Below are 24,103 nucleotides of genomic sequence, written 5' to 3' on the forward strand. Positions count from 1 at the left end.
GTCACCCGGCCCGTCCGGCGCTGCCGAAGAGCGTCATGAGCGAGCCGGCCATTCCGATGACGTCCTGGCGGACGGAACGGAACAGGGAGGGCGGATCCCATTTCTGTTTCTCCGCCGCCGATTCGAGAAAGGCGAGACTCGACTTCATGAATGTTTCCTTGAGCGCGGTCGAGATATTGACCTTCGCGCATCCCCGGGAGATAAGATCTCGGAATTGCTCTTCGGACAGACCGCTGCCGCCGTGGAGCGCGATCGGCAGAGGATGCGCGGCGACGATGTCGGAGACCCGCTGGAAATCGAGTACCGGCGCGCGTTTGTATGTACCGTGAGCGTTTCCGATGGCGGGCGCGAAAACATCCACATGGGTCGTCTCAAGGAATTCCAGCGCCACGTCCAGATCCTGCTGGGCGGCCGCCCTGTCGGTGCCCACCCCGTCCTCGACCCCCGTGATGGACTCGATCTCGCCCTCCACATGAGCGCCGTGCGCACGGGCCTCGGCGACGACCTCGACCGTCTGCCGCATGTTCTCCTCCACCGGCAGCTGGGAGGCGTCGAACAGCACGGAATTCCAGCCCTGCCGCAGACACTCGGTGATGACCGCACGTTCCGGACAGTGATCCAGATGCAGACTGACGGGCACCTCGATACCCGCCGTCATGGACGTCCACATGGCGTAGAGCACATCGCTGCCGATCGATTTGACCGTCTTGACGGACGTCTGCACGATCAGGGGCGAGGATTTCTCCACGGCCGCCGCGAGAACCGCCTCCATCGTGAGGTCGTTGAAGACATTGATGGCCGGCACGCCGTAACGCTCTTTGAAGGCGTCGGACAGGATGTCGGTCAGCGGCACGACAGACACATGGACTCCTGGGATCGGGCTCGCCCAATGGGGGCCCGGCCCTTCTGGCGCGGGGACCGGACGCTCCAGATACATTCCACGCCAGTCGGCCGAGCACCGCCAGTCGGCCGGGACCACCGCCGCGGCCGGTCCGGACACCCACCTGTAATGACTGTATGGACTACGATTGTTTCCGTCAGGTCGCCGCTTTCGTCGATGAGGGGAGTTCCGTGATGACGGTCTCCGGTCTTGCCGGTGAAGCCGTGTTCCCCGCGAGCGGCCGGTTCAGTACGTCACTGGCGCCCGAAGAGCTGCGGCTGAGTCAGGAGCTGGCCAATACGGTCGGCCGGACCGTGAAGCCGGCGGTCGATCTGCTGCACGACCGGGAGCGGGCACAGGCATGGCTGGACGTGCTGATTCCCGACTGGTGCCGCCGGCACGAGCTCGCCGATCCACGGATCGTGCTCACCGGGACGGATCTGTCACGGCTGCGTGCCCTGCGGGACGATCTGCGCCATGTCCTCGACGCCCGTGCCGGGGGTGCGGAGGGGCTCACGGGGACCACCATCACCGCAGGTGCGACGGTCTCGGTGTCCGCCACCCGTGCCGTTCTCGTGCCCACCGGGACGGGTGTCTCATGGCTGACGGCCGCCGTCGCGATCGAGTGTCTTCTCGCGACGGGCCGCGATGATCTCCGCCGGCTCAAACTGTGCCGCCATCCGGAGTGCCGTCTCGGCTTCTACGACCGTTCCAAGAACAACAGCGGGGTCTGGCACAACACCGCCAAGTGCGGCAACCCGGCCAATGTACGGGCCTTCCGCGCCCGTCAGCGGAAGACCGCGCTCTAGATCCTCAGTTCCAGGTCCTCAGGGGAACGAGTTCCTTCCCCTCAGGGGACGAGTTCCTTCGGTGGTGAAGTGCCCATGAGGGACAGCAGGTCCGCGAGGAGCTGGTCGAGCTCCTCCCCCACCTCCGCGATCGCGGGGTTGCCGTAGCTGTCGAACAGGGTGCTCGGCTGGTCCACCGCGAGGCGGGTGGTGCCCTCCGCGTCCGCGTAGATGACCGTGCGCAGGGGGGCGTGGAGCACCGCCGAGGGGTCGTGCCGGAACATGCGCTCGGCGATGACGTGGTTACCCATCAGATACTCGGTGCACTTCCAGCCCGAGGGCGATCCGGCCATGATCGCCGTGATGTCGATGCTCCAGTAGATCATGAAGCCGTGCGGGGCGTTGATCTCCGCGAAGGCGCGCACGGCGTCCCAGTCGGCGAGCTGGCCGAACCGGGCCCTGTCCACGGGCGGAACGAGCTCCTCGTAGCGCTGAACGGCCCTTTCGTAGGGCAGGGGCAGAGCGACATCGAGTCTGCGTGTCAGATGCTCGACGGAGTGGTTGTCGAACGTTGTCATGATGAGCCACCTCGGTTGATGGTGATGTCATCGATGTCGATGGTGATCGAGGGCAGATTGAGATTGGACGTTCCGTCCTGGTTGCGGCGGAAGACGCGTCGCCAGGTGGGGAAGACGAACCCGCCGTAGGTCTTCGGACGGCCGGAGTAGTGCGCGACGAGGGTGCCGCCGAGAATCTCGGTGACGTAATCCATGCGTCGCTGCATGAAGTCGGTGTCGTAGTAGAACACCTGCTCAGGGTTGTGCGTGGTGACGGTATCGGGGAAGCGGACGCGCAGCCGCCGCCATTCCTGACCTGCCTCGTGCCAGGGCTCGATCTCGCGGGCCTCGACACCGGGGCGGGTGAACAGGAAGGGACTGGTGAGGTAGTTCCAGAGCGCGTAGCCGAGGAAATAGCCCAGGTGGAGCCGGTCCCAGGGGGTGGCGCGGAGAAAGCCGGTGAAGGATTTCCTGGAGAGATGCGTGGCGACGTCGTTCCAGCGGTCGAGGCCGCCATGGGCGTCGAGCACCTTGGACAGCAGGGCGTCCATGAGGGAATTCCTTCCCGTGGTCGGAGTACGCCTCTTCGAGCCGACGGTTCGGGCCCTCCGTGGAGGGTGTGCGTGCCGGACCACTGCCACGTCGTCTCACCACGTGGTCTCAAGCGTCGGCACAACAGATAGAAACAAGCGTAGCACCTTTACCCATTACCCACTCGGCGGCTTACCCACCCGGCGGCACCCTCTGCGCTCAGGGCGGGATGTCAGGTGGCGCGGGCCACGACCTCGATGTTGTGGCCGTCCGGGTCGCGGACGTAGCAGGCGTAGTAGCCGGGTTCGTACTGCGGGAGGAGGGCCGGTTCACCGAGTACGGCGACGCCCATCTCGACCGCGGTCCGGTGCACCTGGTCCACATGCTCGCGGCTGTCGGCGCCGAAGGCGACATGGAGTTCCCGGTCGGTACGGCCCTCGGCGGGGATGATCCAGATGTCCGCCTTGTCGCCGCGGCCGAGTCCTACGGTGTCGCCGTCCTCCGCGACGACCTGGGTGCCGCACGGGGCCAGCAGGCGTTCGTAGAAGGCACGGCTGGCACGGACATCGCTCACCTGGAGGGTGATGTGGTCGATCATGTTCTCCAGTGTCATCACAACCGCCTCCGGGGTACGGCAGGGTCCTCTCGGCGAACGAGTGAAGCGACGGGTGGAGCAACGGGTGAAGCCGGGTGGGCCGCCGCCGGCGCTCCCGTCCGTATCCGTGGTCACTCACACCGGGACGCCTACCCGCGTGCCGTCCCCGTATCTCCGGTGAAGCGGGGCGGCTGTCCGGTCGTCTCGGTCCAACGGGCCGCGATCGCTTCCAGCCGCTCCTGATAACCGTCCTGATCCTCCGTCAGATCCCGCTCGGCCCGAGACCGGCAGCCGCAGCGGTCCCAACGGGCGGCCTCGCCGAGGGAGTCGGCGGACGGTGTCAGGGCGAACGCCTTCAAGGTGTCGATCAGCATGGGGCGGCATACCGGGCAGCTGTCCGGCCGGGCGGTCACGACCTCGCCGACCTGCGGGTTGTACCAGGACAGACTGAGATCGCCGGCCTCGTCGGCCGCGTACGCCTCGACGGTGGCCGTTCGCAGCGCCCGGATCAGCAGCCACAGGGACGGCGGTTCCCACAGGCCCTGTTCGTGCGCCCAGCCCAGCAGACTGCCCTGCTTCGCGCTCAGCGGGAAGAGCATCTGGATGGCGAAGCGCGCCGCGCGGGTACCGCGGATCGTGGCGAGCGTGTCCTCGTACGCCTCGGCCGGGGACAGGCCGAGCCCGCCGAGGGTGATGTTGGCGATGGGGGCGATACGGCGGGCCCGCAGTTCGCGGGCGGCCGTCTCGTAACACGCGGTGGGGGTGCGCTTGAGATGGCAGCGGCGGCGCTTGTCGGGATCCCAGGACTCCACACCGAGATGACAGGCGACGGCGGCACCGGGCAGAAAACTCTGCACCTCGTCGAGCAGGCGCGGGGAACAGAACTCCGGGCGGGTCTCGAAGGTGAAGCCGACCGGTCTGCGGCGCGCGACGCTCCGCAGCAGGTTCCGGCGGAGGCCGGCCGGCACCTCGCGCTCGTCGAACAGGCTGCCCGAGGGTGAGAGATAGATCAGTGAGCCCTCCGGCACGGACGCGATGCGGGCGGCGACGGAACGGTGAACCGCGTCGGGGTCGATCTCCGGGCCCACACCGTAGTTGCACATACTGCACTGTCCGCCCCGGTCGAAGGTGCAGCCTCGGGTGCGGAACCAGAACTGGTAGAAGTCCACGACCGCCGAGGGTCGTCGCAGCCACACGGTGCCCTTGCGCACGGTCCAGTCGGTGTCCGGGGGATGGGGCGTCCGCCCTGCCCGGATCTGCCGGTTGGCCCGGAGGAGCGTGCGTTCGACCTCGGAAGCGGCGAGGGTCGGCATGACATGCCTCCAGAGGCGGCGAAGGTGCGCGGGGAGGAGCGAGCGGGGAGGACCGAAGCGATGAAGTGGGGAAAGCCATGTGAACTCGGGAGAGATGAGGAGAGGTGGGGCATACCCATCAGACAATCGGATCAAACAACAGCGAAACTCCCCTCGCTGACGACCGATCGGCGTAGGCTGCCCGGATACTGGGGTACTTGGGGTGCTCACTGGTACTGGGGGGGTACTCACCGGTCCCCCACGCGGGAAGAGGGCTCTCGGGGTGGGGAGACGCACGGTGCCGCACGCTTCACAGAGCGACGAGGACGACCGGGCGTATCGGTCACATCACGGCGTCGGCGACAACGACGGCGCGGCCCCGTCGCCTCCCGGCCGCCTTGTCCCCGTGACCGGGCACGGTGTCGGGGAGGCCGAACTCGCGGCCGTCGCGCGCGTACTAGGCTCGGGTGGCCTCACCACCGGCCCGGAGACCGCGCTCTTCGAGAAGGAACTGGCCGGACACTTCGGTACCGGGCCGGTCCTCGCGGTGAACTCGTGCACCGCCGCTCTGCATCTGGCCCTGCTGTGTCTGGGCGTCGGCTCGGGTGATGAGGTGATCACCTCCGTTCTGACCTTCCCGGCCACCGTCAACGCCGTACTGGCCGTCGGCGCGGTCCCGGTGCTCGTCGACGTCGATCCGCGGACCCTGAACATCAGCCCCGCCGCCGTGGCGGCGGCGGTGACCCCCCGCACCCGGGCCGTCGTCCCCATCCATATGGGCGGCGCCGCCTGCGACATGACGGCCCTGCGGGACATCGCGGACCGCCATTCCCTGCGGCTGGTGGCGGACGCCGCGCACGCCGTCGACACCCGGACCGGCGGCCGGCACATCGCCGGTGAGGCGGATGTGTCCTGTTTCAGCTTCTACGCCACGAAGAACCTCACATCCGTCGAGGGCGGCGCCCTGACCGGTCCCGCGGAGATCGTCGACCGCGCCCGGCTGCTGGCCCGGCACGGACTGCGCTTCTCCTGGGACCCCGCGCTCCCGGCCACGGCGGCCTCCTACGAAGCGGTCGCCGCGGGCTGGAAGTACAACCTCAGCGATGTGCACGCCGCCGTGGGCCGCGCTCAGTTGGCCCGGCTGCCGGAGCTGCAGCGGGCCCGCCGGGACGTCGTACGGATCTACGACGACGCCCTCGCCGGGCTGCCCGGCGTCGAACTGCCCCACCGGACTTCCACGGAGGAGCACAGTTGGTATCTCTACCAGATCCAGTTGACGGCGGGTCCGGACGGCCACGGTCCAGGCGGCCACGGTCCGCGCGACCGTGTGGCGGAGCGGCTGCGCCGCGCCGGGATCGTGACCGGTTCCTACTACGCGCCGCTGTCGCGGCACGCCTTCCTGGCGTCGGTGTGCAGGGTGCCGGAAAGGCCCGTGCACGCCGAGGCGGTCTGGCACCGGCTGCTGGCGCTGCCGGTGCACCCAGGGGTGTCGGCGGCGGACGCGAGATGGATCGCGGCCCGGCTGACGGCCGCTCTCGCGGAGGAGGACCAGGGCTGACCCCTGACGCGCCCGTCCCGCACGGTGGGCCCGTCCACCGCGTCGTCGGGGCGCGGCCGTGACCGCCGCGGACGAGGGCGGGAGACCCGTCGTCCCCGTCCCTCCCGTCCCTCCCGTCGTCCCCGTCGTACCCATCGCTCCGGTTGCTCCGGTTGCCCCGGCCGGGTCCACGGTGTCCCCGCTCACGGGCCGTGCCGCGCTCGTGGACCGCGCGGACTTCCCGCTGGTGCAGCGGCGTACCTATCTCGACTCGGCGAGCAAGGGCGCGCTGGGCGGGCCGGTCCGGACCGCCGTCGCCCGCTTCCTGGACGAGTGGGACGAGGGAGGCGCGCGCTGGGACCTGTGGCTGGAGGAGATGGAGGCGGCGCGCGGCGCCTTCGCCCGGCTCGTCGGCTGCGCACCCGAGCAGGTGTTCGTCGGCAGCTCCGTCTCGTCGGCCGTCGCCGCGCTGACGACGGCGCTGGACTACCGGGAGCGGCCCGAACTCGTGCTGTTCGAGGACGACTTCCCCACCCTGGGCGATATCGCGCTGAGCACCCGCCGGCTGGGTGCCCGGGTACGACTGCTGTCCGCGCCCGACGGAGGCCGGGGCGGTACGGACGCCGCGCTCGCCGCCCTCTCCGAGGTGCTGACCGAGCGGGTGGCGGCCGTCGTCGTCAGCGGGGTCCATCACAACGGCCGGTACGAACTTCCGCTGGCGGAGGTGGCGGACATGTGCCACGCGGTGGGGAGCCTGTGCGTGGTCGACGGCTACCACCAGGCAGGTGTGATCGGTGTGGACGTCACGGCGAGCGGGGTCGACGCGTGGACCTCGGGCTGTATGAAGTATCTGCTCGGCTCGGCGGGCGGTTTCACCCTGACGTACTGCGGCGACCTGCTGCTGGAGCGGGCCCGGCCGCTGGCGGTCGGCTGGCTCGGCGCCGCGGAGCGGTTCACCACGGCCCGCTCGGCGGTACGGCGCCGGCCGGACGCGGCCCGCTTCGACTCGGGGCTGCCGTCGCTGCTGTGCGCGTCGGCCGCCCGAGCAGGTCTGGAGCAGGTGCTGTCCTGGGACGGGGCCGCGGTGGAGCGCCATGTCCGGGCCCTGGTGGCCGGCGCCGCCGAGGCGCTGGCGGGGGCGTCCGGACCGCGCACGCCCCCGCCGCTGCGGAGTGCGGGCGCGATGCTGTGCGTCCCGGTCGACGACATCGTCGCCGTACGGCGGTCGCTGGCCGAGGAGGACGTACTGACCGGTTCCTGGCTGGACTGGCTGCGTGTGTCCTTCCACGCCTACAGCGACGAGGAGGATGTCCGCCGGTTCGTGGAGGTGATGGAACGCCGGGACCTGCTCCGGCACATCATTCCGCGCCTGGGGAAGGGGAGTTGAGGGGGACACCACTCGGGGAGGAGTCGAGGGGGACGCCAACCGTCGCGGTCGGTACCGGCGGTTCCTGGAGGGCGGGCAGCCGCCGGACCGTCCAGTCGTCGCCGGAGCGCCGCAGCCGGCGGGCGACATCGGCGGCGGTGTGCGGCTCGGCGGCGAGCAGTTCGCCGGTGAGCGCCGTGACACAGGCGCGCGACAGCCAGCGGTCGTCCGCCGCGGACCATTCGCGGAGCGCGGGTGCGAGGACGTGCGGGTGGGTGCGGGCGAGATAGCGCAGACAGAAGGGCACGTTCTTGCGTACATAGGGCGCGTCGTCGGCGAGCGGCACACGCAGCAGCCGGATCAGTTCCTCGACCACGGACGGCGTCTGCCGCTTCGGCTGGCGGGCCACGACGAGAAACGCGCGGTGCTCGCGATCGCCGCGGCCCTCGGCCGCCCAGCGGCGCACCAGCGGCAGAACGCGTCCGGCGTCCGCGACGAGTGCCTCCCGCACGCCGAAGGTGGCGGCCTCACGCACCGTCCAGTCTCCGTCGCCCACCAGCGGATCGACCAGCGACCGGGCGTCGTCGTCCTGGTGACGGAGTACGAACCAGGCGGCGGCGTATCCGGCGACACAGCGCGCCTCCGGGACGGCGGACGCGGCCAGCCGGCCGAGGATCGCGGTGTGTTCGGCGGCGGGGGCCGTACGCAGTGCCTTGGCCGTCACCCGCAACGCGGCGACCGGCCGCCCGGCGAGATCTTGTGGCGACGGGACGGGTGTGGCTGGTGTGGCGGGCGTGTTCATCCGGTCGTCCTCCCCCGGCCGATGGGCGCACCAGCATGGCACACGACGGTCCGGGCCAGCCCGAGCCGAGCCGGGGCAGTTCGAGCCGATCCGGGCCGGAGGGCCGAGCCGGGCCAGGTCGGGCCGAGCCGGGCCAGGTCGGGCCGAGCCCGGCCGACTCGTACCGGGGCGCGCTCCGCCGCGCATCCCGTCATCGAGCAGGAGGTCAGCCGACCAGGGCGTGGTGGATGTCGCGCGCGGAGCGGCCGGGCGCCGTCGGCCGGGCCCGCCCCGCCGGGCCGGGTGCGGTGGAGTCCATCCACTCCAGGACCGCCGCGACGTCCGCCACGGTGGGCAGTCCGCCGATGCGGTACGGCGGCGGTGACCACCGGTCGTCCGTCTCTATGCCGGCGGCGGTCAGCACCTCGTGGGCGAGACCGGGAGAGGCCGCCACAGCGGCGGCTCCGTCGCGGCACGCGGCGAGAAAGGCCGCGGCCGTCCCGGCTCCGGGCGCCCGCTCCCCGGCGGCCGTGCACAGGGTCGGTCCGGGCGGGGTGAGCGTACGGTCGGTGGCCAGCACCGTACAGCCGCGGCTCACACACCAGGAACCCGCGGGCTCCGGCAGGACGGCCCAGTCCACGGCGCCGCCCACAAGGGCCCGGCCACGGGCGGTGATGTCCTGGATGTCCACGACGGTGACCTCCTCCCAGCCGCGGTCGAGCAGGCCCAGCAGGAAGAAGGCGCTGAAGTCGGCGATCGTTCCGCGCGAGACGGCGAGGACCGGCCGCGCCCGTGGCTCGGCCGGGGCCGCGAGCAGCCGGAACATCCCGCCCTCCCCCGGCCGGTCCAGCAGATTGGTCATGATCCGCATGGCGGTGGCGGTCATATGGATACGCAGCACACTGACGAGGTTCATCAGGGCGACGTCGAACTCCCCGGCCAGGAAGGCCGCGTCGCGCTCCGCCGCGCCGGTGACCAGGGTGAGACGCACCGCGAGCCCACGGCGGGCGAAGGCTCCGGTGTGCGCGGCGGCCAGCAGCGGCACCGCCTTCTCCCCGGTCATGAGGCCGACCCGCAGTTCACGGGCCGCGCTCACCGCGCGCCGCCCGCCTCTGCCGGAGCCTCGCCGGGGGCCTCTACGGGGGCCGGAAACCCGTCGCGGCGGTCGACGAGCCGGCGCGGCTTGCCCGGACCGTCGTCGGCCACGAGGTCGTCGTACGCGCACCACTCCAGCTCGATCTCGACGGAGCCGACCGCCGCCGACATGTCCAGGGACATCTCGCGCAGCCCGGCGATCAGCCGCCGCACCGCCTCGGGGGTGAGCGGCCGGTCGTGCTGGGTGGCGACCCGTACCGACAGCCGGTCGCCGGTGGTGAACCACTGCCGTTCCATGGGGACTTCGTCGACATACGCCCGGAAGTCGGTGATCCCCTCGGCGCCGACCACTGCCTCTTCCACCTGCCACGCCCAGAGCTTCTCGCCGGACTCCAGCACGGCGGACTCCGCGATCCGGCCCAGGACCCGTACCTCCAGTGGAATCACCGGGCCCTCCTGTCCGACCCGGGTCAGCCGTACCAGATCGCCCGTGCGGTAGCGCACCAGTGGCATGCCTTCCTGGAACAGCGTGGTGACGACCAGTTCACCGGTGGTGCCCTCCCGTAACGCGGCGGGCCCGTGCGCGGTCAGCACCTCGTACGCCAGGTCCGAGGTGAGGGCGATCGAGCCGTCGGCGGCCGGATCGCAGCCGAGATGGCCGAGTTCGGCCGATCCGTAGAAGCTGTGGACCGCTTCGAGCCCCCAGGACCGCCGCATCGACGCGCGCAGCCGGCCGGAGACCGTCTCGCCCGACAGCAGCAGCATCCGGGTGCCCAGCGCCTCGGCCGCGTTCCCGGGGCCGACGAGGGCGGCGAGCCGCTGGGCGTATCCGGGAGAGGTCGCGATGACATCCGCGCCCAGCTCACGCAGGAGCGCGAGCGTGTGCGCGATACCCGGCCCCTTGCCGACCGGCACCACCCGTAGCCCCAGTTCCTCACCGGCCGAGGTGAAGTCGGGTCCGATCAGCCAGATGCCGAAGCCGTGTGCCACGACCAGTGTGTCGCCCGGGTCGACACCGCAGGCGACCAGACCTGCGGCGGTCCTGCGGACCGTCGCCGCGCGGTCGCGAGCCGTGAAGAAGGCCGGCTTGGCGGACCCGCCGGTGCCACTGCTCGCGTACGCGGTGACGCCCGTCCGCGCGGCCATCCGCGGACCGCCGCGCAGCAGGTCGGCCGCGCTGGTGAACGGGGTGTCCGCCCAGCTCGCGCGGGCGTCCGCGCCGCCATCGCCATCGCCATCGCCGTCGACATCGCTGTCGTTGCCGCTACCGCTGCCGTTGCCGTTGCCGCCGGCCGGCAGATCGCGGTAGTGCGGGGATGCCTGTGCCGCGCGGTGTGCCGCGGCGCGCAGTGTGTGCTCAGGTCTGCTGGCGAGCGGCGCTCCGTCCCCGGTGCTCATGCCGGGCTGCCGTGGAGGTCGACGGACATCATCTGCAACTCCGGCTTGTAGGGCTGGGGGAAGCGGTGGTTGTCCGCGTTGAAGAACGCCTTGGAGATCGTGTCCATGTAGTGCACACCCCGCGGTGTGATCCGCAGTGTCTCCCCGCTCTCCTCGGTGAGACCACCCGCCGCCAGCAGATCCAGTGTGTCCGGGAACGCCTCGCGCAGCGTACGGCCGAACCGCTCGTGGAAGGGCGCCAGGGGCAGTTCGAGGTGTTTGACGCCGAGCACGGCGTAGCGCGAGCGGCGGTCGGAGTCGGTCAGGGTACGTCCGGCGAGTACGGGCGGGGCGCCGCCGGCGACCGTACGGGCGTACTCGCCGAGGGTGTGGATGTTCCAGTACACCGAGCCGTTGAGGAATCCGACCGCGCCCGGACCGATCGCCGCGTACTCGCACTGGGGCGCAGCCCGGTGCCTCAGCTCGTACACCGACTCACGGCCCGGCAGACAGAGGTCGAAGCCCGCGCTGCTGCACGAGCCGTAGTGCCGGTATCCGGCGACGGCGAGGGTGTCCAGCGCCGTCTGCGCCATCCGGACCTCGGTCTCCTCACCGGCCTGGGGGACGGTACGCCCGAGCCGGATGCCCCGGCCGAGCGGCCCCATCGGGTCCAGCAGCATCCGGTATGTACTGATGTGGTCGGCGCCGGTACGCACGGCCCGGTCCAGATCCGCCGACCAGGAGTCCATGTCCTGGCCGGGGAGCAGGAACATCAGATCGATGGCGACGTTGTCGAAGCCGGCCCTCCGGGCGGCGGGCACACAGGCCGCCGAGTCGTCCGCGGTGTGATGGGAGCCGATGGCCGTGAGCATACGGGCGTCGAAGCTCTGTACGCCGAAGCTGATCCGGTTCACCCCCGCCTCGCGCAGCGCGGTCAGATACTCGGCCGTGGCGTGCGCGGGATGGCATTCCAGACAGACTTCGGCGGCTTCGAGATCGAACCTCTCCCCGAGCCGGGCGAGCAGCGAACCGACACGGGCGGCGGACAGCACCGACGGGGTGCCGCCGCCGAAGTAGACGAAGTCCGCCCGGTCCACGTGCGGCGAGACGACGTTCCCGTACAGCGCGATCTCCTGTTCCAGCAGACCGCCCAGCCGGTCCGGGTGTGTGCCGCTGAGGAACTTGTTGTAGTTGCAGAACGGGCAGATCTGATCGCACAACGGGACATGCAGATAGATCCCGAAGCCTGCCGAGCCGTCGGTCGGCCGGGCCGTCAGATCCGCCGGGGTGAAGGGGCGGATGTTCACGGGAAAGTAGGTGATGTACTCGCATTCCCTCGCGAGCGGACCGCTCAGGTCCGGGTCTGTGCTCATGCTTCGTCCTCCTCGGCAGATCCGCTCATCAGACGCACGACATGCCGCATCGCCGCGTCCACCTCGGGTATCGACGTGCCGGCCAGGGCGAACCCCGCGTACGGGACCTTCTCCGAGGACGCCGTCACGAGGGTCGGGACGAAGGCGATGCCCCGGCCGGCGAGGACACGCGCCACGGTCTCGAACCGCGCGTGCAGACGTTCCTCCGGGATCGCCCTCGGCAGGGGCAGGGTGTCCTCGGTCCGGACGACCACCGGCCGGCCGGACGACGCTCCGAGGTTCGCGGCGATGGCCATGGCGACACAGGGGCCGGTGCGGCGGGCGTTGATCTCGGTCGGCGCGAGCCGCCCGTCGCGCGCCCGTACGAAGTCGACGTCGAACCAGCCCCGGTAGCCCTCGGCCGCCAGCATCGCGCCGACCGCGCGGCCGAAGTCCGTCACCGACCGGCGCAGCGGCTCGGGCAGTGCGCCGGGCCCGGTGGTGGCCCCGCGGTAGTGGGTGCCCGTCACATGCATCAGCGCGGTCCCCCGGTCGGCGACGCCGTCACCGGTGATCTCGCCGTCGTAGGTGAGCTGGCAGTGGAGCGGGTGCGGTTCGACATACTCCTCGACGAGCAGGGGCAGGACGCCGAAGATCGCGTCGTCGTCGGTCAGCGCGCGCAGCAGGGCCCACATACCGTCCTGGGTGGGGATCTCGTCGGGCCGGACCAGCCGGGTCCCGAAGCCTCCGACGCCGAAGTCCGACTTGAGCATCACCGGACCCGTGCCGGCCTCGGCCCGTGCGGCGAGCGCCGTCGCCGCGGTCTCCGCGTCGTCGTAGACCTCCTGACGGGGGATCAGGATCTCCGGCCGGCCCCGCGCGCACTCGGAGAAACGGCGGTGTGCCTCGCGCTTGGACTCGAAGGACGCCTGTCCGTGCCGCCGGGCCGGTCCGCCGCCCGGGGCCGCGGGACCGGACACGGCGGCGCGCAGCCGCTCCGTCCCGGCCGTCTCGCCCCATGCCAGCAGACGGCCCCCGCCGGGCGCGTCCAGGGCGGTGCGCAACGCGGCCACCGTCGCCGGATCGGCGGCGAGCACATCGGACACCCCGGGCTCACCGGCGGTCCAGTGGACCGATATCCGGGGCCAGTGCAGATACCTGCGCTGCATGTCGAGCCAGGAACGGTCGAAACGCAACGGCAGAAAGACCGGACCGGGATCGGCCGAATAGAACAACGCGAGCCCGGCGTAGTGATGACCTTCCATGTCCCACGACCGCAAATGATCGCTGCGGAATTGCGCCGGAAAGAATTGACGATTGTACTCGGCCACATTGCCGATATGGGCGTTACCGCCAGCCATGAATCAGTCCGGCCATGATGACTTCCCCCCTGGGCCGCCGTCCGGCCGCTCAGCGTAACGGGCTTCCCTGCCGGACACCAGGCATTGAGCGGAGGGCTTTAAATTCGCGACGGCCGTGGCCGGTGTTTCGGATGGGGCTTCGGCGGCGATCACCACTTCCCCGCGTCCTGCCATATCCCCGGCATGCGGATCCGTATCCGAAATGGCCTGATGGAGGGTATGAGGGAAGGAGCGGACCGATGGGTTCGACCATGAGTTATGACTATGTCGTCGTCGGCGCGGGGACGGCCGGATGTGTGCTCGCCACCCGGCTGACGGAGAACGAGAACGTCCGGGTGCTCCTGCTGGAGGCCGGTGCCCGGGATCCTCTGGAGCTGATGGCGGTGCCGGGTGCCTGGCCGGCGCTGATGGGGAGTACGGCCGACTGGGGCGGTACGACGGTCGTACAGACGTCGACGGGGACGGCGATCCCGACGCCCCGGGGGCGGGGGCTCGGTGGTTCCTCCAGCATCAACGGGCTGAACTTCATCCGCGGGCATCGCTCCAGCTATGACGTATGGCCGGAGCAGGGCGCCACGGGGTGGGGATTCGACGACCTCCTGCCGTACATGCGGCGGAGCGAAACGGCCGGGGGACACGATCCCGCGCTGCGCGGCCAGGACGGGCCGCTGACGGTAGGGCCTCCGGTCGAGCCCCATCCCCTGGTGGCCGCGTGTGTCGACGCGGCGGTGGAGACCGGGCACGCGCGCGCGGACGACATCAGTGGGGGCGTGGAGACGGGTTTCGGCTGGTGCGACAACAACATCGCGGACGGCGCCCGCCAGAGCGCGGCCGACGCCTATCTCAGGCCGGCGATGAGCCGGGCGAACCTCGATGTGGTGACCGATGCCCTCGTACTGCGCCTGGTGGTGGCCGACGGCCGCTGCCGTGGGGTCGAGTACGCGAAGGACGGTGAGACCCGCTCCGTGGAGTGCGCCGAGGAGGTCGTGGTCACGGCGGGCACGATCGGTTCCGCACAGCTCCTGCTGCTGTCGGGGATCGGACCGGCGGACCATCTGCGCGCGGTGGGGGTGGATGTGGTGCTCGACCTGCCGGGTGTGGGAGCCAATCTGCACGACCACCCCATGTCGACCGTCACCTACACCGCCAGGCGGGCGGTCCCGCGGAACATGGGCAATCCCCCGGGGGAAGCCATGGGGACGGTACGGACCGGTGCCGGTGCCGGTGCCGACCTGGCCGTGCCTGATCTGCAGATCCTCTTTGCGAGCCTGCCCTACCGTGCCCCGTCACTGCCAGGGCCCGAGAACGGCTACACGATCGCCTTCTCGGCGGTGAATCCCCAGAGCCGCGGATCGGTACGTCTCGCGAGCGCGGAGGCCGGAACGGCGCCCCTGGTGGACCCGGACTACCTCGGGGACAGCCGCGACATCGAGACGATGACGACCGGTCTGCGCGTTGCCCGTCGGATCGGCGCGGCGGACGCGCTGGGTGCGTGGCGGGACGAAGAGGTGCTGCCGGGCCCGGGGATCACGGACGACGAGGACGCCGTCCGTGACTATCTCGGCAGGAGCCTGCTGGTCTACTACCACTACGTGGGCACCTGCCGGATCGGACCGGACGGGACCACCGCCGTGGTGGATCCCGAGCTCCGGGTGCGCGGGGTCACCGGGCTCCGCGTCGCGGACGCTTCCGTCATGCCCTCCATCGTGTGTTCCAACACGAACGCGGGCGTCTACGCCATCGCCGAACGCGCGGCGGCTCTCATCAAGGGAGAGACCCTCGTCAAGGGACAGACCGAGGTCATTTCCTGACGGGTTCGTCCGCGGCCCGCTCTTCCTCTTCTTCGTCCTCTTCCTCGTCGTCGTACTCGGACCCGGCCTCCGTGCCTTCTTCCTCGTCGTCCGCCTCACCGGCTTCGTCGAGTTCCGTGTCGTCCTCCGCGGCTTCCTCCTCCATCGCCTCTTCATGCGTACGGAGGACTTCGCCGTCCCTGATTTCGCCGCGCCAGCCCTCGGGATCCTCGTCGGTGAGCGTCACGTACCGCTGGAAGTGCTTGACGTCGAGACGGAGCCGACGGCCCTGAGCACGCCAGAGATTGCCCGTCTTCTCGAAGAACCCTGAGGGGTAGTACTCGACGACGACGGCGATCCGGGTCAGATTCGGAGCCAGTTCATGAAAACTGACGGCACCGTGGGTCGATCCCTTGGCACCTTCCGAGTTCCACACGATACGGTCGTCGGGTATCTGCTCCTGAACGGTGGCCTTGAAGCTCCGTGTCGAAGGACCGACCTTGACCCGCCAGTCGCTTGTCACGTCATCGCTCATCGAGACACTTCTGACGCCCTTGGTGAAACCGCTGAACTTCTCGTACTGCGTCCAGTGGTCATAGGCGGTGCGGACCGGTACTCCCACATCGATGAATTCAACGATGTTCGTGACCTTCGTGTCACCGGCCTTCCCGCCGCCACCTCCGCCGAAGAGACCCTTCACCCGCCCGACGACACTGTCCTTCACGCTCTTCGCCTTCTCGCTCAGGAATGCCTTCAGCGGCGATTCGCCATGCAGGATACGGGAGCCGATGGCGGGCAACTGTCCCCCGTTCTCCGCGACTTGTGTGAGCTTTTCGGTGACTCCTGACACTTTCTCGCTGAGCTTCTCCGCCGCCTTCCCCGCGGCGTGCTCCAGTTGCATACCGACGAAATGTGTGATCTCTCCGCGCACCCGACCGGCGACCGAACTTCCGGCGTCGCGGACCTTCTCCGCTGTCTTCACCATGGCTGCCTACCTCCGACGGCTGTCACGTGTGGAAGTGTTGGTCGCTCTCTTCCTCGGTGAGGCTGTCTTCCTGGAGTCCCTCCCCGCCGGAGCGCCCTTGCCCGCCGCCGGCTTCTTCGCCGCTCGGGAGGCGCTCTTCCCCGGGGCCCCGCCCGACTGACGCTTCTTGCGCCGGAGTTCATCGGATTCGCGGGTACGGTGGCGGCCCGGGGGCGGCTCGTCCTCCGTCTCCTCCCCGGATTCCTCGTCCTCGTACTCGCCCTCGTACTCGCCTTCCGGTTCCTCCGCCCCTTCTTCCTCTTCCTCCATCTCGTCCTCGTCCGGCTCCTTCTGTTTCCCACCGAGATTGACGGCGCGGCTGCTGATCGAGTCGCTCAGCGAGCCCACACCCCGATCGACCACGGCCGAGAGCGCGCCGCGCGCCGCGTCGATCCCTTCCTCGCGCACCTGCTCCTGCAACTGCGCGACCTGCGGAATCTCGCCCAGGCGCTGTACTCCCTCGGTGACCAGTCGCTTCGGATCGAGGCCGAGGCCCTTGCCCGCCACAAATGTCGCGACGGTCAGGGCAAGCCGGCCTTTCTTCGTACGGCCGAGCACATAGCCGCCCAGCACCGCAGAAGCAACGGCCACTTTGGTTCTCCGATCCATGACTGTGCCACCTTTGATCACATTGTTCGGATAAGGCCGGTGCCCGCCTCGCCGGGCGGCGCCCGCCTCACTGCACGCGTGACGATTCGCCCTCGGACTCGTCGTCGGCTCCGGGCACATGTACGTCGAGAACACCGATGTTCACCTCGACCACGTCCAGTCCGGTCATGCTCTCCACGGCTTCGGAGACATTCGACCGAATGCTGCCGGCGGTCTCGGTGATCGGTGTGCCGTATTCGACGACGATGCCCAGATCGATCGCCGTCTGCTTCTCTCCGACCTCTACCTGCACGCCACGTCCGGCGGAGTCGTCCGAGCCGGGCATCTTGCCGCGCACGGCTCCCAGGGTGCGGGATACTCCTCCGCCCATGGCATAGACACCGGATGACTCACGGGCCGCGATGCCCGCGATGGACGCGACGACCGAGTCGGCGACCGTGGTCTTTCCCTTGACCGTGCTTTCCTTGCTACCCGCCATAGTGGCTTCATTGGTTGCCATCAGGGGACGCCCCTTCCCGCAATGAGGTTCCGCACACCAGTACCTTGATGAGGTAAGCGAAAATGGAGTGCTCGACCGGAGAGTCACCCCTCACGGCGCTGCCTCTTCTCTCCACTCTGCCCGGCATGTCGTAGTGACGCCATTCGAGTGACGCCATGAGAAATGATCATGACTGTACGTCCTTTTCCGAGCGCCGGACATCGATTGCGCCGGGCCCCGGTGGAGCCGACAATTGCTTACGGGGCCGAATCGTTGAGGATGTGCGGACACCATGGACGACGCCGAAAACGCCGATGCCGGGTATGGCGGCCTCGAAGCCGAGGAGGACCCGAGGGACGAGGTCGCGCTGCCTGACGGCGACGAGACGGCCGACGACGAGACGGCGGGGTACGAAGCGCTCGGGGACGAAATGGTCGACCAGCGCAACCCGGACGTCTACCTCGATGTCCCGGTGCTGAACATCGAGGAGATCAATCTTGAGGTCGAGGACCTCTCCGCACGGGTGTCGCTGCGGGCCGAGGTCCTTGATCTGCTCAAGCTGCAGGTGGGCGCCGATGTGGAACTCGGCAGGGTGCAACTCGGCATCAAGGGCGTGGAGGCACAGGCCCGTCTGGAGGTCCGCCTCGGCAATGTGGCCGCCATCGTCAATCGCGTACTGACGACGATCGACCGGCACCCCGAGATTCTGGGCGAGTTGACGCGAGGTGTGGGTGCGGCCGTCGAGGAGGTCGGAACGGGTGCCCGTCATGCCGTCGGCGAACTGGGCCATGGCGCGGGCCGGGCCGTCGAGGATGTGGGACGCGGAGCCGGCGGCGCGGTCGAGCATGTGGGCCGAGGCGCCGGCGAAGCGGTCGAAGAGGTGGGGCACGGGGCCGGCGGAGCGGTCGAAGAGGTGGGGCACGGGGCCGGCGGAGCGGTCGACAAGGTGGGGCACGGGGCCGGCGGAGCGGTCGACAAGGTGGGACGCGGCGCGGGCAAAGCCGTCGAGGACGTGGGACGGGGGGCCAGCGAAGCGGTCGAGGGCGTGGGCCAGGGCGTCCGGGAAACCGTCGAGGACGTGGGGCAAGGGGCCGGTGGAGCCGTCGAGGACGTAGGACGGGGGGCCGGTGAGACGGTCGGACACGTGGGGCGCGGGGCGGGCGAAGCGGTCGAGGGCGCGGGACGCGGCGCCCGGGAGACCGTCGAGGACGTCGGCGACACGGCCGGTGAAGTCGTCGGAGACACGGTGAGGAAGCGTGGCCGCAGAGAGGTCAGGGCACCCGAAGTGAGCACCCCTGAGCGGAAGGACAGTGAGACACGGTCGTCCAGGACGGCCCGGCGCCGTACGGCGCATCGGCGCCAGGTGGGCTGACGGCGCCCAGTGGGCCGACAGACCGGGGGGGTGAACCGGACCGGAAGACCACCGGTCTCTTATCAGGGGACCCGTGGTCTTTCACGCTTGACCGCCGGACCCCGCGTGCAACCGCCTCGCAACGTTCCGTGGGGTTGTCTCAAGCTCCGTCCGGTCCGATCGCGCTGGAGGAACCATGACCGAGCAGGCTCCCCCTCAAGAGCCACGCGTGGAGTTGACCCCCGCTGCCGCCGACCTGATCCGGCGGCTGCGGACGGACCACGGGCCGCTGATGTTCCACCAGTCGGGCGGCTGCTGCGACGGCAGCGCGCCGATGTGCTTCCCGGACGGCGAGTTCCGCACGGGTGCTTCGGATGTGCTGCTCCAGTCCCTGGAGATCGAGGGCGTCGCCGAGCCGGTGCCCTTCTGGATGTCGGTGAGCCAGTACGAGGTGTGGAGCCACACCCGGCTCATCGTCGATGTGGTGAAGGGACGCGGCAGCGGCTTCTCCCTGGAGGCGCCCGAGGGGGTGCGCTTCCTGATCCGTTCAAGGCTGTTGGGAACGTAGACCGCCCCCGCCCGCCGGAACACCCCCGGCCGCTGGAACGCCCCCGGTCGCCGTCACGGTCTGAGGCTGCTGACCACCCCGGCCGTGGCGGAGATCCCGTTCGCGATGGTCGGCGCCATGCTCGTGCCCGAGAGGAAGAACCCGAGCAGGACGCAGACCGCGGCGTGCGAGAACTTCAGTCCGCCGTTGCGTACGAAGATCACCGCGAGGATCACCAGAAGCAACACCACTGAGATCGAAATGGCCATCGACAAACCTCCTCCGCCGCACCGGAATCGCGGCATTCGGCCGCCAGTGTGGCGGAGGAGGAGGCCCGTACCCCCGACTGGCGTGTCCGCCGTACGGGTGGTTGACCTCGGGTGATCCCGGACAACCCTCAGGGACGGCGCGTGCGCAGGAAACGTTCGAGACCCGCAAGGTCGTCCGTATTGAGATGGTCGACCCCGGCGGCGAGCAGTTCGGCCCAGACGGCGTCCCGTTCGGGACCCGCGAGATCCGGAGTCGCCCAGAACCGCACCCGCCGGCCGCGGCCATGGGCGGCGGAGACGATACGGCGCAGTTCGGCGCGTTCGGCCGCGGGGAAGGCGCCCACGCCCTGCCAGCCGAAGCTCTGGGTCCAATTGCTGCTGATCAGCGGTACGAAGGAGGCGGGGGCGGTGGTCCCGAGGTCCTCCAGCCGTCCGTCGTAGAACGCGTACCGCACCCGCTGCGCCTCCATCGGCACCCGGGCCGCCCGATCGCCCGATATCACCGGGGTGACCGCGCCGAGGCGCACGGAGCCGTGCGTATAGGTGCTCAGCATGGAGCGGTACGAGGTCAGTTGGCGGTGGAGTTCGTCGTAGGCGGCGACGCCGTCCGTCTTGATGTCGATGAGCAGTTGCACCGGACGGTGGCAACCCCGGTACACGGAGCCGTGGTTGGCCCGTACACGCGCGAGCAGCGGATCGAGGTAGAGCCCCGCGAGGGTACGGGTCGGGTCGAGAGCGGCGGGCTCATGGGCGACGAGGAGTTCACCGTCCACCAGGAAGACATCCGCCTCCACACTCGTGAAGCCGTGTGACAGGGCGTCAAGAAGCGGGCGAGGGTGCAGATAGTCGTTGTGGGCGTGTGCCTGACGCAGCGGCAGGGGTTTCCGGCCGACCTGTGTACGCGGGGTGGCCTGCGCGTACGCGGGAGCCGCGACGGCTCCCGCGAGCGCGGCGGCGAGCGTGCTGACGGCTCTGCGGCGGGTGGTGAGGGCCATGATGCTGATGCCTCCGGTGGACGCGGTGGGGCGCGGACCAGGCGAGTATCCGCCCTGGCGGGTCCCGACCGGGGCCGTCCGCCGCAGAGTTCGTCACCGCGCCACCTGTGGTTCAGCCGGCCCCGAGCCGGTCCACCGGTCCTGGTGCCGGTGTCGGTGTCGGTGTCGGTGTCGGTCCACCGTTCCCGGCCGCGGTCGCCCGGATACCGGGCGGTGCCGGCGCTATCAGGGCCCCGGCAGATCCACGAGCGCGGCCAGCGTCTCCTTGTGGCGGCCCGGTGAACCCAGCGCGAGCTCATCGGACTTGGCGCGCTTGAGGGCGAGATGCGCGGGGTGCTCCCATGTCATCCCGGTCCCGCCGTGGAGCTGGACGCACTCCTCGGCCGCGTGGACGGCGACCCGTGCGCAGTACGCCTGGGCGAGGGCCACCGCGAGCGGTGCCTCGGAGCTGCCGGTGGCCAGCGCGTCGGCCGCGTTGCGGGCGGCGGCGCGGGCGGAGACGACCTCCAGCCAGAGCTGTGCCATCCGGTGCTTGAGCGCCTGGAAGGATCCGACGGGACGGTTGAACTGATGCCTCTCGCGGGTGTGCGCGACGGTCTCCTCCAGGCACCATTCGGCGATTCCGAGCTGCTCGGAGGCGAGCAGCCCGGCCCCGGCCAGCAGTCCGCGGCGTACGGCGGCCTCCGCCACGGGCGGTGCGGCGATCCGCAGACCCGCGGTGGCGTCGACGGTGACCGCGGCGAGCGGACGGGTCAGATCGAGCGGGGTCAGCGGCTCGACGACGACGCCGGGTGAGGCCGTCTCGACCGCGTACAGTCCGTCCTCCTCCAGCACCAGCAGGACATCGGCCCGCCGCGCGTCGGCGACACCGGTGATGGTCCCCGCGCCGACGGGCAGCGGTCCGTCCGGGGCGGTGGTGAGCGGTACGGCGAGCACCGCGACCCGGTGGCCGTGGGCGAGCGCGGTGAGCAGCCCCGCGACATCGGTGCTCTCCGTGCTCTCTCCGTCGCAGGCGAGCAGCGTCTCGGTCGCGATCACCGAACTGGTCAGATACGGCGCCGCCGTGACGCTCCGGCCCAGCTCCTCCAGTACGACGGCGGCTTCGCGCGGGCCCGCGCCCTGGCCGCCGAGCTTCTCGGGGACCAGCAGCCCCGACACACCGATCCCGGCGGTGAGCGAGGTCCACAGCGCGGGGTCGTAAGGATCTCCGGACTCGGCGCGCAGGAGCGCCGCCGGCACATCGCGGCGGTCGGTGAGCAGGGACCGTACGGCCGCGCGCAGATCGTCCTCGACGTCGGAGTAGAGCAGATCGGGGGTGGCCTCGGGTCCGCTGGGCGGCGGTGTCATCGTGTCAGGTCCTTCCAGGGGACGTCCTTGTCGTCGCGGGGTTCGGCGGGAAGACCGAGGACCCGCTCCGCGACGATGTTCAGCAGCACCTCGCTCGTACCGCCCTCGATCGAATTGCCCTTGGCACGCAGATAGCGGTAACCGGCGTCGCGTCCGGTGAAGTCGACCAGCTCGGGCCTGCGCATGGTCCAGTCGGAGTACAACAGGCCTTCCTCGCCGAGGAGTTCCACCTCAAGTCCGCTGATCTCCTGGTTGAGCCCGGCGAACGCGAGCTTCAGTCCGCTGCCTTCGGGACCCGGCTGTCCCGCGACGAGCGACTGGCGCAGCCGCTCCCCGGTGAGCCGGGCCACCTCGGCCTCCACCCAGAGTGTGAGCAGCCGCTGGCGCAGTTCGTGGGTGCGCAGTCCCGGCCGCTCGCGCCAGGTCCTGGCGACCGGACCGATCATGCCGCCCTCGCGCGGGAGCGGGGCACCGCCGATGGAGACCCGCTCGTTCATCAGTGTGGTCCTGGCGACCTTCCAGCCCTCGCCCACCTCGCCGAGCCGGTGCGCGTCGGGGATCCGCACATCGGTGAGGAAGACCTCGTTGAACTCGGCCTCACCGGTGATCTGGCGCAGGGGCCGCACCTCGACACCCGGATCGGTCATGTCGCAGAGGAAGTAGGTGATGCCCCGGTGTTTGGGCAGATCGGGATCGGTACGGGCGATGAGGATGGCCCAGCGGGCGAGATGCGCGCTGGACGTCCACACCTTCTGGCCGTTGACGATCCAGTCGCCGGAGGCGGAGCCGCCCTCGCGTACGGCGCGGGTGGCGAGCGCGGCGAGGTCCGAGCCCGCGCCCGGCTCGCTGAAGAGCTGGCACCACACCTCCTCGCCGGTCCACAGGGGCCGCAGGAAGCGCTCCTTCTGTTCCCGGGTGCCGTAGCGCAGGATCGTCGGCGCGGCCATGCCGAGACCGATACCGATCCGCCGCGGATCGTTGTCGGGCGCGCCCGCCGCGGCCAACTCGGCGTCCACGACGCCCTGGAGGGAGCGCGGCGCGTCGAGTCCGCCGAGCCCCACCGGGCAGTGGACCCAGGCGAGTCCGGCGTCGAAGCGTGCCTTGAGGAAGTCGGTGCGGTCGGTGCCGGCCGGCGGGTGGTCGGCGAGCAGCTTCCTTGTGAGGGAGCGCAGTTGGGCGGCGTCGCTCATCGGGGCGCGCCTTCCGGAAGGACGACGACCCGGCCGGTGGTACTGCCGTCGGCGACCCGCTGGACGGCGTCGGCCGCGCTCTTCATCGGCACCCGCTCACTGATGAGCGGCTTGATCGCGCCCCGGGCCACGAGCGCGGTCAGCTCCTCGTGGCAGGCGGCCACCGCCGCCGGGTCCTTGCCGGTGTACAGCCCCCAGTGCAGGCCCATGATCGAGTAGTTCTTCACCAGCGCGTGACCGAGGGCGGGAGTGGGGATGGTGCCGCTCGCGAAGCCCACGACCACGATTCGGCCCTCGAAGGCGACACACTTGGTGGACCTGGTGAAGGCCTCGCCGCCCACCGGGTCGTACACCACATCCGCGCCCCGGCCGCCGGTGGCCTCCTTGACGGCCGCGACGAGGTCGTCCGTACGACGGTCGATCACCAGGTCACAGCCCAGTTCCAGGGCCACCCGGGCCTTGTCCTGGCCTCCGACGACCCCGATGACGGTGGCTCCCGCGGCCTTTCCGAGCTGTACGGCGGCGCTGCCGACCCCGCCGGCCGCCGCGTGGACCAGCAGGGTCTCCCCCGCCCGCAGTCGCGCCCGTCGGTGCAGTCCGAACCAGCCCGTCTGATAGCCGACGTGCAGGGCCGCCGCCTCGGCGTCGTCCAGCGCCTCGGGCGCGGCGAAGACCGCGGACTCGTCGGCGACGGCGTACTCGGACAGTCCGCCGTACGGCAGGGCGGGAGTGGCGATGACCCGCCGTCCGTCCTCGGTCTCCCCGCAGATCTCCACGCCGGGTGTGAAGGGCAGCGGCGGCCGTACCTGGTACTCGCCGCGGCACAGCAGAGCGTCCGGGAAGTTGATGTTCGCGGCCCGGACCCGCAGTGCCACCTGGCCGTCGGCGGGCTCGGGGCGCTCCGCCTCTTCGAGCCGCATCACCTCGCCCGGCTCTCCGTTCCGGTGTACTCGCCATGCTTGCATTCAGGGCCTCCACACGATGGGCGGTA

General features: G+C 70.2%; 24 protein-coding genes. 6 read left to right on the top strand and 18 right to left on the bottom strand.

The features are described from left to right. Nucleotide 1: 1 nt before the first annotated feature. Complete coding sequence (locus OG214_RS02600; protein ID WP_405983614.1) at nucleotides 2-862, bottom strand: ketose-bisphosphate aldolase; 861 nt, start codon at nucleotides 860-862, stop codon at nucleotides 2-4. Nucleotides 863-1,017: 155 nt separating this feature from the next. Here OG214_RS02600 and OG214_RS02605 point away from each other — a divergent pair, with 155 nt between their 5' ends. Continuing rightward, nucleotides 1,018-1,689, top strand: a complete 672-nt coding sequence (locus OG214_RS02605; RefSeq protein WP_405983615.1) for a CGNR zinc finger domain-containing protein — start codon at nucleotides 1,018-1,020, stop codon at nucleotides 1,687-1,689. Nucleotides 1,690-1,730: 41 nt separating this feature from the next. On the opposite strand, the gene OG214_RS02610 is transcribed toward OG214_RS02605, so the two are convergent. The 4 genes from OG214_RS02610 to OG214_RS02625 form a co-directional block, all read right to left on the bottom strand. Beyond that, nucleotides 1,731-2,246, bottom strand: coding sequence for a DUF302 domain-containing protein (locus tag OG214_RS02610; RefSeq protein WP_405983616.1), 516 nt, complete (start codon nucleotides 2,244-2,246; stop codon nucleotides 1,731-1,733). Beyond that, nucleotides 2,243-2,776, bottom strand: a complete 534-nt coding sequence (locus OG214_RS02615; RefSeq protein ID WP_363082167.1) for a hypothetical protein — start codon at nucleotides 2,774-2,776, stop codon at nucleotides 2,243-2,245. The genes OG214_RS02610 and OG214_RS02615 overlap by 4 nt, the downstream gene beginning before the upstream one ends. A 212-nt stretch (nucleotides 2,777-2,988) precedes the next feature. Further along, nucleotides 2,989-3,369 carry a VOC family protein gene (locus tag OG214_RS02620; RefSeq protein ID WP_405983617.1) on the bottom strand — a complete coding sequence of 127 codons (381 nt, stop codon included), beginning with the start codon at nucleotides 3,367-3,369 and terminating at the stop codon, nucleotides 2,989-2,991. A 131-nt stretch (nucleotides 3,370-3,500) separates the two neighbouring features. Next, a complete protein-coding gene (locus tag OG214_RS02625; protein WP_405983618.1) occupies nucleotides 3,501-4,664 on the bottom strand; it encodes a hypothetical protein in 1,164 nt (387 codons plus the stop codon). 277 nt (nucleotides 4,665-4,941) lie between these two features. Between OG214_RS02625 and OG214_RS02630 the strand changes: the two genes are divergently transcribed. Both OG214_RS02630 and OG214_RS02635 read left to right on the top strand, forming a co-directional pair. Beyond that, the gene (locus OG214_RS02630) at nucleotides 4,942-6,201 is read left to right on the top strand and encodes a DegT/DnrJ/EryC1/StrS family aminotransferase (protein ID WP_405983619.1); all 1,260 of its coding nucleotides are present in this window, start codon (nucleotides 4,942-4,944) and stop codon (nucleotides 6,199-6,201) included. A gap of 172 nt (nucleotides 6,202-6,373) precedes the next feature. After that, on the top strand, nucleotides 6,374-7,567 hold the full coding sequence (locus OG214_RS02635; RefSeq protein WP_405983620.1) for an aminotransferase class V-fold PLP-dependent enzyme: 1,194 nt from the start codon (nucleotides 6,374-6,376) through the stop codon (nucleotides 7,565-7,567). Here OG214_RS02635 and OG214_RS02640 read toward each other — a convergent pair. From OG214_RS02640 to OG214_RS02660, 5 genes are all read right to left on the bottom strand, one after another. Next, complete coding sequence (locus tag OG214_RS02640; RefSeq protein WP_405983621.1) at nucleotides 7,539-8,348, bottom strand: hypothetical protein; 810 nt, start codon at nucleotides 8,346-8,348, stop codon at nucleotides 7,539-7,541. The genes OG214_RS02635 and OG214_RS02640 overlap by 29 nt on opposite strands. Before the next feature lie 205 nt (nucleotides 8,349-8,553). Then, nucleotides 8,554-9,423 (bottom strand): hypothetical protein, encoded by an 870-nt coding sequence (locus OG214_RS02645; protein ID WP_363082173.1) that lies wholly within the window; start codon nucleotides 9,421-9,423, stop codon nucleotides 8,554-8,556. Then, nucleotides 9,420-10,820 (bottom strand): phenylacetate--CoA ligase family protein, encoded by a 1,401-nt coding sequence (locus OG214_RS02650; RefSeq protein WP_405983622.1) that lies wholly within the window; start codon nucleotides 10,818-10,820, stop codon nucleotides 9,420-9,422. Before OG214_RS02650 ends, OG214_RS02645 begins: the two co-directional genes overlap by 4 nt. Then, on the bottom strand, nucleotides 10,817-12,172 hold the full coding sequence (locus OG214_RS02655) for a coproporphyrinogen-III oxidase family protein (RefSeq protein ID WP_405983623.1): 1,356 nt from the start codon (nucleotides 12,170-12,172) through the stop codon (nucleotides 10,817-10,819). The genes OG214_RS02650 and OG214_RS02655 overlap by 4 nt, the downstream gene beginning before the upstream one ends. After that, the gene (locus OG214_RS02660) at nucleotides 12,169-13,416 is read right to left on the bottom strand and encodes a hypothetical protein (protein WP_405983624.1); all 1,248 of its coding nucleotides are present in this window, start codon (nucleotides 13,414-13,416) and stop codon (nucleotides 12,169-12,171) included. The genes OG214_RS02655 and OG214_RS02660 overlap by 4 nt, the downstream gene beginning before the upstream one ends. Before the next feature lie 335 nt (nucleotides 13,417-13,751). On the opposite strand from OG214_RS02660, the gene OG214_RS02665 reads away from it, so the two are divergent. Further along, nucleotides 13,752-15,323: a GMC family oxidoreductase gene (locus OG214_RS02665; protein ID WP_405983625.1), complete on the top strand. Its 1,572-nt coding sequence runs from the start codon at nucleotides 13,752-13,754 to the stop codon at nucleotides 15,321-15,323. On the opposite strand, the gene OG214_RS02670 is transcribed toward OG214_RS02665, so the two are convergent. The 3 genes from OG214_RS02670 to OG214_RS02680 all read right to left on the bottom strand — a co-directional run bounded on the left by OG214_RS02670 (nucleotide 15,313) and on the right by OG214_RS02680 (nucleotide 17,434). Continuing rightward, nucleotides 15,313-16,287 (bottom strand): SRPBCC family protein, encoded by a 975-nt coding sequence (locus OG214_RS02670; protein ID WP_405983626.1) that lies wholly within the window; start codon nucleotides 16,285-16,287, stop codon nucleotides 15,313-15,315. The two genes, OG214_RS02665 and OG214_RS02670, sit on opposite strands and share 11 nt — an antisense overlap. A gap of 6 nt (nucleotides 16,288-16,293) precedes the next feature. Beyond that, the gene (locus tag OG214_RS02675; RefSeq protein ID WP_363082179.1) at nucleotides 16,294-16,935 is read right to left on the bottom strand and encodes a histone protein; all 642 of its coding nucleotides are present in this window, start codon (nucleotides 16,933-16,935) and stop codon (nucleotides 16,294-16,296) included. Nucleotides 16,936-17,002: 67 nt separating this feature from the next. Further along, complete coding sequence (locus OG214_RS02680; RefSeq protein ID WP_363082180.1) at nucleotides 17,003-17,434, bottom strand: Asp23/Gls24 family envelope stress response protein; 432 nt, start codon at nucleotides 17,432-17,434, stop codon at nucleotides 17,003-17,005. Between the two features lie 271 nt (nucleotides 17,435-17,705). Here OG214_RS02680 and OG214_RS02685 point away from each other — a divergent pair, with 271 nt between their 5' ends. Together OG214_RS02685 and OG214_RS02690 are read left to right on the top strand one after the other, a co-directional pair. Continuing rightward, nucleotides 17,706-18,785: a hypothetical protein gene (locus OG214_RS02685; RefSeq protein WP_405983627.1), complete on the top strand. Its 1,080-nt coding sequence runs from the start codon at nucleotides 17,706-17,708 to the stop codon at nucleotides 18,783-18,785. Nucleotides 18,786-18,960: 175 nt separating this feature from the next. Continuing rightward, nucleotides 18,961-19,332, top strand: a complete 372-nt coding sequence (locus tag OG214_RS02690; protein WP_405983628.1) for a DUF779 domain-containing protein — start codon at nucleotides 18,961-18,963, stop codon at nucleotides 19,330-19,332. Between the two features lie 53 nt (nucleotides 19,333-19,385). On the opposite strand, the gene OG214_RS02695 is transcribed toward OG214_RS02690, so the two are convergent. From OG214_RS02695 to OG214_RS02715, 5 genes are all read right to left on the bottom strand, one after another. Then, nucleotides 19,386-19,580 carry a hypothetical protein gene (locus OG214_RS02695; protein WP_363082182.1) on the bottom strand — a complete coding sequence of 65 codons (195 nt, stop codon included), beginning with the start codon at nucleotides 19,578-19,580 and terminating at the stop codon, nucleotides 19,386-19,388. A gap of 128 nt (nucleotides 19,581-19,708) precedes the next feature. After that, entirely contained in the window at nucleotides 19,709-20,575 is an 867-nt protein-coding gene (locus OG214_RS02700) for a phosphatidylinositol-specific phospholipase C/glycerophosphodiester phosphodiesterase family protein (RefSeq protein ID WP_405983629.1), read from the bottom strand. A gap of 225 nt (nucleotides 20,576-20,800) precedes the next feature. Further along, nucleotides 20,801-21,922: an acyl-CoA dehydrogenase family protein gene (locus OG214_RS02705; RefSeq protein WP_405983630.1), complete on the bottom strand. Its 1,122-nt coding sequence runs from the start codon at nucleotides 21,920-21,922 to the stop codon at nucleotides 20,801-20,803. After that, the gene (locus OG214_RS02710; protein ID WP_405983631.1) at nucleotides 21,919-23,112 is read right to left on the bottom strand and encodes an acyl-CoA dehydrogenase family protein; all 1,194 of its coding nucleotides are present in this window, start codon (nucleotides 23,110-23,112) and stop codon (nucleotides 21,919-21,921) included. The genes OG214_RS02705 and OG214_RS02710 overlap by 4 nt, the downstream gene beginning before the upstream one ends. Further along, nucleotides 23,109-24,077: an NADPH:quinone oxidoreductase family protein gene (locus OG214_RS02715; RefSeq protein WP_405983632.1), complete on the bottom strand. Its 969-nt coding sequence runs from the start codon at nucleotides 24,075-24,077 to the stop codon at nucleotides 23,109-23,111. The genes OG214_RS02710 and OG214_RS02715 overlap by 4 nt, the downstream gene beginning before the upstream one ends. Between the last annotated feature and the right edge of the window lie 26 nt (nucleotides 24,078-24,103).

It is taken from the genome of Streptomyces sp. NBC_00872, assembly GCF_045161915.1.
Taxonomy (GTDB): Bacteria; Actinomycetota; Actinomycetes; order Streptomycetales; family Streptomycetaceae; genus Streptomyces.